Origin of the sequence: Neoaquamicrobium microcysteis, from assembly GCF_008180155.1 — a bacterium.
GTDB classification, from domain to species: Bacteria; Pseudomonadota; Alphaproteobacteria; order Rhizobiales; family Rhizobiaceae; genus Aerobium; species Aerobium microcysteis.
Genome location: NZ_VSZS01000039.1, coordinates 1 through 11,468 on the forward strand (window position 1 = coordinate 1; position 11,468 = coordinate 11,468).

General features: G+C 59.1%; 14 protein-coding genes. 10 read left to right on the plus strand and 4 right to left on the minus strand.

What is annotated here, in order from left to right; genetic code table 11:
• Nucleotides 1-139: fasciclin domain-containing protein (locus tag FY036_RS00320; protein ID WP_201744662.1), on the plus strand; the 139-nt coding region annotated here is incomplete at its 5' end.
• 517 nt (nucleotides 140-656) lie between these two features.
• Here FY036_RS00320 and FY036_RS00325 read toward each other — a convergent pair.
• Nucleotides 657-1,052 carry a D-aminoacyl-tRNA deacylase gene (locus tag FY036_RS00325; protein WP_148912738.1) on the minus strand — a complete coding sequence of 132 codons (396 nt, stop codon included), beginning with the start codon at nucleotides 1,050-1,052 and terminating at the stop codon, nucleotides 657-659.
• Between the two features lie 343 nt (nucleotides 1,053-1,395).
• Here FY036_RS00325 and FY036_RS00330 point away from each other — a divergent pair, with 343 nt between their 5' ends.
• Both FY036_RS00330 and FY036_RS00335 read left to right on the plus strand, forming a co-directional pair.
• A complete protein-coding gene (locus tag FY036_RS00330) occupies nucleotides 1,396-1,605 on the plus strand; it encodes a cold-shock protein (protein WP_148912739.1) in 210 nt (69 codons plus the stop codon).
• Nucleotides 1,606-1,713: 108 nt separating this feature from the next.
• Nucleotides 1,714-1,935 carry a hypothetical protein gene (locus FY036_RS00335; protein ID WP_148912740.1) on the plus strand — a complete coding sequence of 74 codons (222 nt, stop codon included), beginning with the start codon at nucleotides 1,714-1,716 and terminating at the stop codon, nucleotides 1,933-1,935.
• Between the two features lie 189 nt (nucleotides 1,936-2,124).
• Here FY036_RS00335 and FY036_RS00340 read toward each other — a convergent pair whose 3' ends face one another.
• The 3 genes from FY036_RS00340 to FY036_RS00350 form a co-directional block, all read right to left on the minus strand.
• On the minus strand, nucleotides 2,125-2,388 hold the full coding sequence (locus tag FY036_RS00340; RefSeq protein WP_148912741.1) for a sunset domain-containing protein: 264 nt from the start codon (nucleotides 2,386-2,388) through the stop codon (nucleotides 2,125-2,127).
• A 586-nt stretch (nucleotides 2,389-2,974) separates the two neighbouring features.
• A complete protein-coding gene (locus FY036_RS00345; RefSeq protein WP_148912742.1) occupies nucleotides 2,975-3,454 on the minus strand; it encodes a cupin domain-containing protein in 480 nt (159 codons plus the stop codon).
• Nucleotides 3,455-3,489: 35 nt separating this feature from the next.
• The gene (locus FY036_RS00350; protein ID WP_148912743.1) at nucleotides 3,490-4,128 is read right to left on the minus strand and encodes a TetR/AcrR family transcriptional regulator; all 639 of its coding nucleotides are present in this window, start codon (nucleotides 4,126-4,128) and stop codon (nucleotides 3,490-3,492) included.
• A gap of 286 nt (nucleotides 4,129-4,414) precedes the next feature.
• Here FY036_RS00350 and trbB point away from each other — a divergent pair, with 286 nt between their 5' ends.
• The 7 genes from trbB to trbF all read left to right on the plus strand — a co-directional run bounded on the left by trbB (nucleotide 4,415) and on the right by trbF (nucleotide 11,254).
• Nucleotides 4,415-5,389 carry a P-type conjugative transfer ATPase TrbB gene (gene trbB, locus FY036_RS00355; RefSeq protein ID WP_148912744.1) on the plus strand — a complete coding sequence of 325 codons (975 nt, stop codon included), beginning with the start codon at nucleotides 4,415-4,417 and terminating at the stop codon, nucleotides 5,387-5,389.
• Nucleotides 5,382-5,747 (plus strand): TrbC/VirB2 family protein, encoded by a 366-nt coding sequence (locus FY036_RS00360; protein WP_201744663.1) that lies wholly within the window; start codon nucleotides 5,382-5,384, stop codon nucleotides 5,745-5,747. The genes trbB and FY036_RS00360 overlap by 8 nt, the downstream gene beginning before the upstream one ends.
• A 4-nt stretch (nucleotides 5,748-5,751) precedes the next feature.
• On the plus strand, nucleotides 5,752-6,051 hold the full coding sequence (locus tag FY036_RS00365) for a conjugal transfer protein TrbD (protein ID WP_148912746.1): 300 nt from the start codon (nucleotides 5,752-5,754) through the stop codon (nucleotides 6,049-6,051).
• A 2-nt stretch (nucleotides 6,052-6,053) separates the two neighbouring features.
• Entirely contained in the window at nucleotides 6,054-8,498 is a 2,445-nt protein-coding gene (locus FY036_RS00370) for a conjugal transfer protein TrbE (protein WP_148912747.1), read from the plus strand.
• A 4-nt stretch (nucleotides 8,499-8,502) separates the two neighbouring features.
• On the plus strand, nucleotides 8,503-9,267 hold the full coding sequence (trbJ, locus tag FY036_RS00375; protein WP_235897424.1) for a P-type conjugative transfer protein TrbJ: 765 nt from the start codon (nucleotides 8,503-8,505) through the stop codon (nucleotides 9,265-9,267).
• Nucleotides 9,268-9,428: 161 nt separating this feature from the next.
• Nucleotides 9,429-10,580, plus strand: a complete 1,152-nt coding sequence (gene trbL, locus FY036_RS00380; protein WP_268932153.1) for a P-type conjugative transfer protein TrbL — start codon at nucleotides 9,429-9,431, stop codon at nucleotides 10,578-10,580.
• 11 nt (nucleotides 10,581-10,591) lie between these two features.
• Entirely contained in the window at nucleotides 10,592-11,254 is a 663-nt protein-coding gene (gene trbF, locus FY036_RS00385; protein WP_148912750.1) for a conjugal transfer protein TrbF, read from the plus strand.
• Nucleotides 11,255-11,468 lie beyond the last annotated feature (214 nt).

Consider the following 11,468-nt stretch of genomic DNA (forward strand, 5'->3'; position numbering starts at 1 on the left):
CACCGTCCAGGGCAGCGACGTGACTTTCACCCTCGAAGGTGGTGCGAAGGTAAACGACGCGAACATCACCCAGGCCGATATCGCGGCCGACAATGGCGTTATCCACGTCATCGATGCCGTCATCATGCCCTCGATGTAGTTCGGGGAAGGATTGTCAAATGCCGCCGCAGCCGACCTTCCCCGTCGGCTGCGGCACCGGATATGTCACAGAGGGCTGTATCGACCTCGGAGCCATGGCCGGCCCTTCAGGCAGGCGTGGTCGCGCTTCTATGCCGCTCAAAACGGAGGCGTGTCGACCCGGACTTCTGCGTTTGGGGTTTCCCTGACTACTTGATGACCTTAACGCCAACTGGCCGTTGGGAGCCGAGGCCCCATCTCATCGTCCGTGCGATAGGATCTCCGTGAACGCGGCCAGGAACCCCGACCTGGTGGTGGGGGCGAGGAACGCCACAGTGCCCATTCGTCCGCCGACAACGCCATCGGCTCGGCACTGCTTCTCAACATCTCCCCCCGACGCTACGCGAGAGGGCAGGGTAGTTTTCGCAACCCTCCCGGGTACTGACCAAAGTCAGGGCACGGAGGGGCCGTCATTTTCCCATCAGTGTTCAACCCGGCAGCCTGCATGTGTTTGATCGAGCTTGGCGACACGCTGCACGTCAACAGTCGAAAGCACGATCGCCGTTCGCCGTGCTGGGCATTGCAAAGCAGTTATCTGCGCCGCCGTCAGGCAATCGAGAAGACAACGACGAGGACAGCATGAAGTCCGCCTGAGCTTGCGGATCGATTAGGATGCATAGGCCTTTCGTAATCGGCCCAATCTTGGTTACGCGGGCGCGGACAGCGCATCGGCATTGCTTGACCCGCCTGATTTTTCCCTCTTTCGCTGCGCACCAGCGTGGAATGGCGCGACGCGGTCTAACCGCCGGGACGGCCATGGATAGTTCATCCTGAAGTTGGGCGACCTCTGCTAGCAGCACCTTGACGGCTTCTCGCGCACCGCCGCACGACGCAATAGCTTCATCAATGGCCACTTCAAGTTTGGCGGATTCCATGGCGGGGTCCGCTGATGGCCGGACCTTCTGATCCGCTCGACAGTGACGCGACTCGGCTCAACCGATCAGAGATTTCATTCCTATTTTGTCCTTTTGTGTACTCCCCCAGACACCCGGCGACGCGGCTCTTGCCTGTCGCCCGCTCGCAGCCGCGCTCCAGAATTAATCGATCAGGCTTGCGTTGAGCACAAATGTCGTGTAGTAATAGATTATCGATATTGCTGACGAACTTTGTTTTCGCGCCGCGGCGCTCCTACGATCTTCCCCTTCAATTTCGTGTTTTACGCCGTTTGTCATTCGGGCAGGCGGCGAAACTTCTATGCCGATTTGAAAGGAAGTCGCCATGAGCAATGGAACAGTCAAGTTCTTCAATTCCACCAAGGGTTTCGGATTCATCGAGCAGGACGGCGGCGGCGCTGACGTATTTGTCCACGTTTCTGCTGTCGAGCGCGCCGGGATGCACGGCCTTGTCGAAGGCCAGAAGCTTAGCTTCGACATTGTGAAAGACAATCGCAATGGCAAGAGCGCAGCCGAGAACCTTCAGGCCGCCTAACGAATTGCGCTTCAGGTCTTTGACCACGGATGTACTGGCACTGGCCTTTTGAGGCGCTCACGAGAAGGTCGGGATTTCCCGGCCTTTTTCGTTTCAAGGAGAACGATTATGAACCAAGCTGCAATCGACGCCGTTTTTCGCCCCAAGCTCAACAAGCAAGAGGTCAAGGCGGATGAAATCACAAGAAACGTCCGCGCGATCATGAGCGCCGAGGTGACAACGCGCGACTCCAAGACCGAGCGCCTTCGTGCCTTGCGTTTGGCGAGGGATGCTCAAATGCCAAGCGCTCCTGCAAAGAAGGTGCGGACGGTCTCACGAAGGGTCAAATAGTCTGGCATTTCCGGACGCGCGCATGCCGACGAGCTTTTGGCGCCGGAACTCTACGAAGCGCAATGCGCCCACCTGCCAGTGGGCGACGACGGGCCGCCTAGCGTCTGCAGGAAAGTATCGGCGTATGTGGGGCCTTGGTAGTCGCGACGGGCGCGATGGTGACGCTCCTAGGGGCACTGGAGGCGCTATCTAGATCCGCGACTTCCGCCAGCCCGCCGAGCGCGCTTCGGCCTCGCTGCAAAACCAGCGTTCGCCGTAGCCGGGCGAAATCACTGTGTCGTGGTAATATTTCTGACCAGGCACATGATAGATGCGCTCACCAGTCTCAATCGACACGTTACCTTTAACCGTACAACCCGCACTGCGAGCAACTGCTTTAGAGCTAACCAAAGACGCACCGCCGGAAGTGTATCCAACACCCGCCGCGCTCGCCAGCAACAGGCCAATTAGCATGGCTGGCACGGATAGCTTCGGCGTCCGTCTAGGCGGCTGGTACGAGAGCTTTGATCGCGTTCGCTTCCACATGTGCATACTTCACGATGCACCTGAAACGTTACTGAAGCAAAAGCGGGCACGGTATACTTTTCTTCGCATATGACGAAAATTCTATAGGCAAAAACCTTTAGCGTTAGAAGATTCCGGCTCTCGATGCCTTAACACTATGCTCGGCGCGGCAGCTGTACGTATTTCCTTTTGTTACCTATGCAACTTCCGTGGCGGCCTCCCTCTCCACCAGCCCTTGGCACACTATCCTTCTATTCCGACAGGCATTTGATCCAGTCTAGGACGGGGTCAGTCGCCGGGGCTAAGGTGAAATCGTCGCCAACCGGCAAATATCTCGTGCGGTCATTTCGATCATCCGGCCGCGAATTCAGCGCTTTGGCCAGCGCCCGTCGGTTCCACGAGCAGGCCCGCAACGGCGGAGACCGCGTCCGGCTCCACGCCGATGCGGAAGGTAACGAGGTGGCGGCCATGTACCAGCGATTTGTCGCGCACAATGGCGCCACCCTATGCAGAAGCATACCTGATGGTGAACCTACTATCCGAGCAGTTCGCAGCCGTAGCGTTCAGCGATAGTGGGCAATGCATCAAGGTCGGGCATGCCTTCCTCGCCCACGGGAATGCGCCTCTCCGTGGCAGGTCTGCTTGTATCCCTGATCAAGCCTTCGAAGCCGCCAGGTGTGAGGATGAACAGCATCCGCGCTGGACCGCGTCGCACGGTGTAGCGATGGGGAATGCCTCGCGGGCCAAATAGAAACGAGCTTGGCATCGCAGTCACTTGCTTTCCACCAACCTCGAAGTCGATTTCGCCCTCCAGCACCCAGAAAGCTTCGTCCTCGTTGTGGTGAACGTGCAGTGGCGTCTCGCCTTCGTTTTCGACGATCTCAACCAGAGTAAACTGTCCCGCGGTCTCGCTGCTTGTGGCCTTAATGATTGCCAGCGATCCCATCCACCACCGCGCCTCTCCCTCGTCCGGATCACGAGACACGACGTCCTGCAATGCACTGATCTGCGCCATGATATACTCCTCCCAGTGATCGTATCTATCGCCCGCTAGTCTGTGCGCCCTTGCGCATTGATCCGTCCGATGATCAGCATCACAACGTCCTCGATCGCATCAGCGTGTGGTATGGCACGGTCGGACATCGCCTTGTAGGTCCGGAAATCGAGTAGTGCGCCGATCAATTGGAGATCTTGATCGCTTGGCCTGTGTTCGATCAGCGCCTGACGAGCAAAGTGCTCAATCATGCCGCGCATGAACACTTCCCATTCACGAACTGCCGGAAGCTCCCGCTCGCGAGGATCATTCTCCAGGTGTGTGCCGCCACGCTTATAGAAGTCAAAAAGCGCACGCACGACACGACGCAGACGAACGCCAACATCAGACGCATCACCGATGATTGCATCTGCATCATCAGGCGACGGCGGCCGAATGCGTTCCATCAGCAGTTCGCCGCACGCAGGAACCAGTTCATCGAGCGAAGGGAAGTGCTTGTAGACGGTACCGACTGCCACGTCGGCTTCGCGCGCGATCTCCTGCCAGCTTGTGCCGAAGATGCCCTTTTGGCCGTGCAGTTCAACCGTAGCCTCTACGATCCGCTGTCGCGTGGCAGCGATCGACGCGGTGCGGCTCTTCATTTGATAGCGGCGCGGTGACATAGGGAACTCACTTTTAATGAATGTATTATTCATCTAAATTGACGTCATTGCAAGTCGGATCCGAGGGTGCGTCTGTGGCGCATCGGGTCATGACACCCACGCTCGGCCGGCGCGCTGATGCGGAGCGTGAACCGTTGATGCCAGGCGTTCGCGTTTCCAATGCAGTTGAGCTGTGCTGCTCGAAACGAGAGGCAAAGCACCCTCGGATTTGAGGGGATGACGGCCCAAGGCGTTTTCTGGACGATGCTTACGTAGCCGAAATGAAGGCCTAGGCATGGTAGCGACACAAACACACCCCAGTCGCCAAACACGAGACGAGATGCCACCTGTCGTCTTGCGACATTCCCATCTCCGTCTGGTGCGAAAAATCGAGGCGGCCCTGGGCGTCGAGCTGAACGCGGCTCTCGGAGATCCGAGCGTGATCGAGATCATGCTCAATCCCGACGGCCAGGTATTCATCGAGAGGCTCGGACTTCCCGTTGTTTCTGCGGGCATGATGACGGCAGCCGCCGCTGAGGTCGTCATCGGCAGCGTCGCACATTCACTTGGGCGCGAGGTTGGAGTGTCGCGACCGATCGTGTCGGGCGAGATGCCGGTTGGCGGCCATCGATTTGAAGGTCTTTTGCCACCAGTCGTATCTTCTCCGGCGTTCACGATCCGTCGAAGGGCATCGCGAGTGTTTCCCCTTTGCGACTACGTCTCCGACGGGGTCATGACGAGCAGCCAGGCAACTACGATCCGCCACGCAGTATCCCGCCGTATGAATATTGTGGTGGCCGGCGGGACTGGCTCAGGCAAGACAACGCTTGCCAATGCGCTCCTGGACGAAATGTGCCGAACGGCGCCGCAGCACCGGCTGGTCATCCTCGAGGATACTGCGGAGCTTGCCTGCGCTGCGGCCAACACGCTGGCGCTTCACACATCTGATGACGTCGATATGGCACGTCTGCTCAAATCCACCATGCGCCTTCGACCTGACCGCATCATTGTCGGAGAAGTACGCGACGGCGCTGCCCTTACCTTGATCAAGGCATGGAACACGGGTCACCCGGGTGGCGTGACGACGATCCATGCCAACTCTGCGCGCTCAGCGCTCCACCGCCTTGAACAGCTTACAGCTGAAGCGAGCCAGCAGCCGATGCGCGATGTGATTGGCGAGGCTGTCGACCTTGTAATTTCGATCCAGAGAGCGCCGAGGGGGCGCCGGGTTGACGAAATCATCGAGGTGAGACGCCACACGGGCGATCACTATGAAATTGTAGATCCTGAGAAGATGGGGGGGAATGATGGATAGGAAGCTGAACCGGGCAGGGGCAGCGCTTGCCGCTCTGCTTGTCATTTCTGTTGCCCAGCCGGCCTGGAGCAGCAGCGGGGGAGGTCTTCCGTGGGAAGCTCCTCTCCAACAGATACAGCAATCGATCACGGGCCCGGTGGCTGGCTTTATTGCGCTTTCCGCCGTCGCAGTGGCGGGCGGCATGCTTATCTTTGGTGGCGAACTGAACGACTTCGCGCGTCGTCTTGTCTATGTGGTTCTGGTTGCAGGCATCCTTTTGGGGGCCACACAGATCGTCGCGCTGTTTGGGGCAACGGGAGCTTCGATCGGCGCATTTGACATGGCTTCAACCGCCCAACAAGTTCCGGGGGAGGGCTAACCGGATGAATGAGGCTCCGGCTCCGCTTGCGCGCTCGTCCATTCATCGGGCCCTGTCGCGCCCCAACCTCCTGCTAGGAGCGGATCGCGAACTTCTGATGCTTACGGGCCTTGCGACTGTCATTCTGGTGTTTGTCGTCCTGACGTGGTTCTCGGTCCTACTGGGCTCGGCCCTGTGGGTTGTGGTGGTCGCCGCGTTGAGAATGATGGCGAAATCAGACCCGCTTATGCGCAGGGTCTATTTGCGCCATATCCGCTATCGAGCGCTTTACCGTCCAACTCCAATGCCTTGGCGGAATAGCTGACAATGGTCGCCCTCAAAGCCTTTCGCCACAAGGGTCCAGCCTTCTGCGATCTGCTTCCTTATGCAGGCCTGGTTGATCGCGGGATCATGCTTCTCAAGGACGGAAGCCTGATGGCCGGTTGGTATTTCGCTGGCCCTGACAGCCACAGTGCAACAAACGTCGAGCGCAACGAGATCGCTCGGCAGGTCAATGCAATCCTCACCAGGCTTGGCACCGGCTGGATGATCCAGGTCGAGGCGCTTCGCATCCCCAGTACCGCCTATCCTGACGAGGGAGTGTGCCATTTCCCAGATCCGGTCACACGCGCAATTGACGCGGAGCGACGCAGCCATTTTGAACGCGAGCAGGGACATTACGAAAGCAAGCAGGCGCTTATCTTGACCTACCGTCCGCCGGAACCGAGAAGGACCGCCCTGATCGGCTACCTTTATGAAGACGCTGGAAGACCAGCTGCTAGCTATGCGGATCAGGTTTTAGATCGCTTCAGGGCCTCAATCAGGGAGGTTGAGCAGTATCTTGCCAACGTGTTGTCCCTTCAGCGCATGGTGACGCAGGAAGTGGAGGACGATCAAGGGTTTCGAACGGCTCGCTACGACGAACTGTTTCAGTTTATCCGCTTTTGCATTTCGGGCGACAGCCACCCCGTCCGTCTACCTTCAGTACCGATGTATCTCGATTGGCTTGCGACAGCCCAGTACACACACGGCTTCTCGCCGACGGTCGACGGAAAGCACGTCGCAATCGTGGCCATCGATGGTTTCCCGGCGGAAAGCTGGCCTGGAATCCTTGACGCGCTCGACCAGATGCCCCTGACCTATCGCTGGTCCAGCCGCTTCATCTTTCTTGACGAGCGGGAGGCGCGTCAGAAGCTTGAGGGCGCGCGCCGAAAATGGCTTCAGAAGGTCAGGCCATTTTTCGACCAGCTGTTCCAGACACACAGCCGTGCCGTCGATCAGGATGCCCTCGCAATGGTAGCGGAGACCGAGGATGCTATCGCCCAGGCAGCCTCACAACTTGTTTCCTATGGCTACTACACCCCGGTCATCGTGATCCTCGACGACGACGAGGCAACGCTGGAGAACAAGGCTGAGGCAGTTCGAAGGCTGATCCAGGCCGAGGGCTTTGGGGCCAGGATTGAAAACCTCAATGCGACAGAGGCATATCTCGGGTCGTTGCCGGGCAACTGGTATGCCAATGTCCGCGAACCATTGATCAACACCCGCAATCTTTGCGACCTCGTTCCGCTCAACACGGTGTGGGCGGGAAATGCAACGGCCCCGTGCCCGTACTACGCTCCCAACTCACCGCCACTGATGCAAGTGGCCTCGGGGTCCACGCCCTTCTACTTCAATCTTCACGATGATGACGTGGGACACACGCTGGTGTTCGGGCCGACGGGTTCGGGCAAGTCCACGCTCCTGTCACTGATCGTCGCGCAGTTCAGGCGCTACGCCGGGTCGCAGGTCTTTGCATTCGACAAAGGTGCCTCGATGTTGCCCCTCACGTTGGCTGCCGGAGGCAAGCATTTCAATATTGGCGGTGATGAGGTGCCTCTCGCATTTTGTCCTCTGAAACAGCTCGAAACCGAGGGCGACCGCGCCTGGGCAAACGAGTGGATCGGGAGTCTCCTTGCTCTTCAAGGCGTCACAGTCACGCCGGACCACCGGAACGCCATCTCGCGCCAACTTTCGCTGCTGTCCCAGGCCGCCGGAAGGTCGCTCTCCGACTTTGTTTCGGGCGTTCAACACAGAGAGATCAAGTCGGCACTTCACCATTACACCGTGGATGGGCCGATGGGACAGCTCCTGGACGCTGAGGAGGACGGTCTGTCGCTGAGCGCCTTTCAGACCTTTGAGGTCGAGGAGCTGATGAATATGGGGGAACGGAATCTGGTTCCCGTCCTGCTCTATCTCTTTCGGCGCATAGAAAAGCGGCTCACCGGCCAGCCTAGCCTCATCGTCATCGACGAAGCCTGGCTCATGCTGGGCCATGAGCTATTCCGCGAGAAGATCCGTGAGTGGCTGAAAGTCCTGCGCAAGGCGAACTGCGCCGTGGTGCTGGCCACCCAATCGATCTCCGACGCCGAAAGGTCCGGTATCATCGACGTGATAAATGAAAGCTGTCCGACGAAGATATGTCTTCCTAACGGTTCGGCGCGCGATCCCGGCAACCGCCACTTCTACGAGCGTCTAGGCTTCAACGACCGGCAGATCGAGATCCTGGCAACGGCAACGCCCAAGCGGGAGTATTACGTCGCAAGCCCGCGGGGCCGCCGACTGTTTGACATGTCCCTCGGTCCGTTGACGCTCGCCTTCGTGGGCGCTTCCGGCAAGGACGAGATATCCCGCATCACAGCTCTGGCTTCTGAGTTCGGAGATGCCTGGCCCGGCCGCTGGCTCGAAGAAAGGGGGGTGCGCCATGCCGCTACATTCGCCCCGATTGCGTAGCATGATGGTAGCAACGGCAAGCCTGATTGCGTCCCCACTCCCTGAAGCCATGGCAGGTACGATCACGGGACAGGCAACGGAGTGGACGCAGCTCCTCAACAATGCCGAGCTGATCGCACTGACTGGCCAGTCGGGCGAGCAGATCCAGAACCAGATCACGCAGATCACGCAGCTGGCCGAGCAGATCCAGAACCAGCTGAACATCTACGCCAACATGCTGCAGAACACGGCGCAGCTTCCCACGCGCATCTGGGGACAGGTTGAGCGCGACCTGAACCAATTGCGCGGCATCGTGGGCCAGGGTCAGGGCATTGCCTTTTCGATGGGCAATCTCGACGACATCTTGAGGGCCCGCTTTCAGAGTTTCGCGGAGCTCCGATCAGGTCTGGCCGACGGTGAGAGCTTCTCGTCCCACTACCAAAGCTGGTCCGACACCAATCGGGAGACGATATCGGCATCCTTGCGCGCGGCTGGCCTGACTGCCAGCCAGTTCCATACGGAAGAGGCGACGATGACGCAGCTTCGTGTGTCGTCCGAGAGCGCGGACGGACAGTTGAAGGCGCTGCAAGTCGGCCATGAGATTGCAACTCAACAGGTGGCGCAGGCACAAAAACTGCGTGGTCTCGTAGCACAGCAGGTCACCATGCTTGGGACCTGGCTGCAATCCGAGCAGGTGTCGCGCGATCTTTCCCAGACGCGTCGTGAGGAGTTCTTCAACTCTACGCCTCCGTCCACATCCGGCGGCCAAACCATGGCGCCACGGTGGTGATGATCCGTTCTCCCAAAAGGTGCCGACGTGTCCCCAGCACCTGCTTGACCGTTCTTGACCCCCCGCTCACGACAGGTGCGGCCCGGACGCGTGATGGAACGTGTGACTACAACAACGCTCGGCGTACCGAAGCCCCTTTATCTTCTGGCAAGTCGCGTCAGTTGTCTGTGGTTGCGATTGTCTCGATGGTTGTTGTCGGATTCACCGACCCGGCTTTAGCACAGGACGGCGCGCTTCTCACGACGCTGGAAAACGAGATCGCGGCCGCCGCACGCGGCTGGGAGACGACGGTTCTGCAGGCTGCGCGCTCCCTGTTTTGGATACTGGCGGGCATCGAGATAGGCATTGCTGCCGTATGGCTGGCGCTTGGCGCGGCCTCGCTTGATACTTGGTTCGCCGAGCTTGTCAGGCGGGTGCTGTTCATCGGGCTGTTCGTGTTCCTTCTGGAACAAGGCCCAACCTTCTCGAAGGCAATAGTGGACAGCCTTTTCCAGATCGGTGCCGGTCATTCGCCGGCCTCACCTGCCAATGTGTTCAACGCCGGCCTGAAAGTGGCATCTGCCTTGTCGGACAAGGCGAAGTTCGGGATTTGGGAGGACAACGCGCTGGCGATCGCGGCCGTGTTCGCGATGGTGATCGTCGTTGTGTGCTTTTCGCTGGTTGCAGCGATATTCGTGTCGGTGATGGTGGAAGTCTACATCGGACTGATGGCCGGCATGATCATGCTCGGGCTCGGCGGGTCGAGCTTCACGAAGGATTTCTCGGTCCGGTACTTTGTCTATGCCTTCTCGGTTGGCATGAAACTGATGGCGCTCGTCGTGATTGCACGCATCGGGTCCGAGGTCCTTGTCAATCTCGCAAACGCGCCAACTGGCTCTGATGAATTCCTGTCTACTCTCGCCATTGGAGGCATCTCCGTCGTCATCTTCGTTATCTCCATCTACGTGCCAAACATCGTCCAGGGTGTCGTGCAGGGGGTTTCCGTCACCGGTGGCATGGAGGCAATCCGCCATGGGTCGCAGGCGGGAAGCTTTGCCGCCGGTTCTGCGGCGCTGGCCTGGGGAGGGGCAAAGCTCGGGGCGACGGCCTATTCAGATGCGCGTTCTGGAGGCCACTCGTTCGCGAGTGCAGCCCTGAAGGGGATGAGCGAAGGCGTGGCTGGCGCGTCCGGCGCCTTGGCTTCAGCGACAAGAGACAAGGCAATCGCCACCCCAGGAAGCTGGGGCGCATCAACCATGGGCCTTGCAAACGCCAAGCTCGACCAAAAAGCCGAGCGCGGCCGGGCGGCGGCACGACAAGACAAGAAGCGATGAAGGGGCGAGGAATGTCGGGGACCAACGCACCGGAGAACCCTTATGTGGCCGCAAGGCAAGAATGGAACGAGCGCTACGGCGCGTCTATTCACGCGGCTCGATCGTGGAGGATCGTCGGCATCATCGGAATGACGATGGCAACGATCGGGTTCAGCTATGCCCTGTATTTGAGCACGCAGGTGAAGCTTGTCCCCTACATCGTCGAGGTCGATCGTCTGGGTACGGCGGTCAACGCCGGATTTCCCGAACAGATTGCCTATGCCGATCCGCGCGTTATCCGGTCGACGTTGGCATCGTTTGTCGCAAGCTTTCGATCGGTGACGCCGGATAGTGTGGTCCAGAAGCAGTACATCGATCGGACCTATGCGCTGCTTCGCACAGCCGACCCTGCAACCGAAAAAATCAATGGCTGGTTTCGAGGAAACTCCCCTTTCGAGCGCGCACGCTCATCGACGGTATCGGTAGAGCCCACGAGCATAGTGCCGCTGTCCAGCCAGACCTATCAGGTGGACTGGACGGAATATGAGCGCGATCGACAGGGCAGGGAGCTGGCGACACGCAGGTTTCGAGGGATCGCCCGGGTAACACTTACACCACCCCAGGACGAGGCCGTAATCCGGCTTAACCCCATCGGTCTCTACCTCACCGATTTCGACTGGACGGCACAGCTTTAAGTGGGGGAACAACAGATGAATGCTAGTTGGAAAGCAATGCACGGGCTTGCAATGGCGCTTGTCGTGGGCTGCTGGCCCGTGAATGCGCAGGAACTTTCTCGTAATGGCCTGCCCCTATGAGGTGGTCCGGTTTCAGTTTTAATGCATGATCGGCTTTCCGGCCATTGCCTGTGCAGATGGTGGTGCCGTTCTACGGTTCGGCGCCGGCCAGATG

What these genes read in the sequence shown, in the direction of transcription:
- FY036_RS00325 (WP_148912738.1), bottom strand. Translation starts at nt 1,052, where the DNA reads ATGGAATCCGCCAAACTTGAAGTGGCCATTGATGAAGCTATTGCGTCG.
- FY036_RS00330 (WP_148912739.1), top strand. Translation starts at nt 1,396, where the DNA reads ATGAGCAATGGAACAGTCAAGTTCTTCAATTCCACCAAGGGTTTCGGA.
- FY036_RS00335 (WP_148912740.1), top strand. Translation starts at nt 1,714, where the DNA reads ATGAACCAAGCTGCAATCGACGCCGTTTTTCGCCCCAAGCTCAACAAG.
- FY036_RS00340 (WP_148912741.1), bottom strand. Translation starts at nt 2,388, where the DNA reads ATGCTAATTGGCCTGTTGCTGGCGAGCGCGGCGGGTGTTGGATACACT.
- FY036_RS00345 (WP_148912742.1), bottom strand. Translation starts at nt 3,454, where the DNA reads ATGGCGCAGATCAGTGCATTGCAGGACGTCGTGTCTCGTGATCCGGAC.
- FY036_RS00350 (WP_148912743.1), bottom strand. Translation starts at nt 4,128, where the DNA reads ATGAATAATACATTCATTAAAAGTGAGTTCCCTATGTCACCGCGCCGC.
- trbB (WP_148912744.1), top strand. Translation starts at nt 4,415, where the DNA reads ATGCCACCTGTCGTCTTGCGACATTCCCATCTCCGTCTGGTGCGAAAA.
- FY036_RS00360 (WP_201744663.1), top strand. Translation starts at nt 5,382, where the DNA reads ATGGATAGGAAGCTGAACCGGGCAGGGGCAGCGCTTGCCGCTCTGCTT.
- FY036_RS00365 (WP_148912746.1), top strand. Translation starts at nt 5,752, where the DNA reads ATGAATGAGGCTCCGGCTCCGCTTGCGCGCTCGTCCATTCATCGGGCC.
- FY036_RS00370 (WP_148912747.1), top strand. Translation starts at nt 6,054, where the DNA reads ATGGTCGCCCTCAAAGCCTTTCGCCACAAGGGTCCAGCCTTCTGCGAT.
- trbJ (WP_235897424.1), top strand. Translation starts at nt 8,503, where the DNA reads ATGGTAGCAACGGCAAGCCTGATTGCGTCCCCACTCCCTGAAGCCATG.
- trbF (WP_148912750.1), top strand. Translation starts at nt 10,592, where the DNA reads ATGTCGGGGACCAACGCACCGGAGAACCCTTATGTGGCCGCAAGGCAA.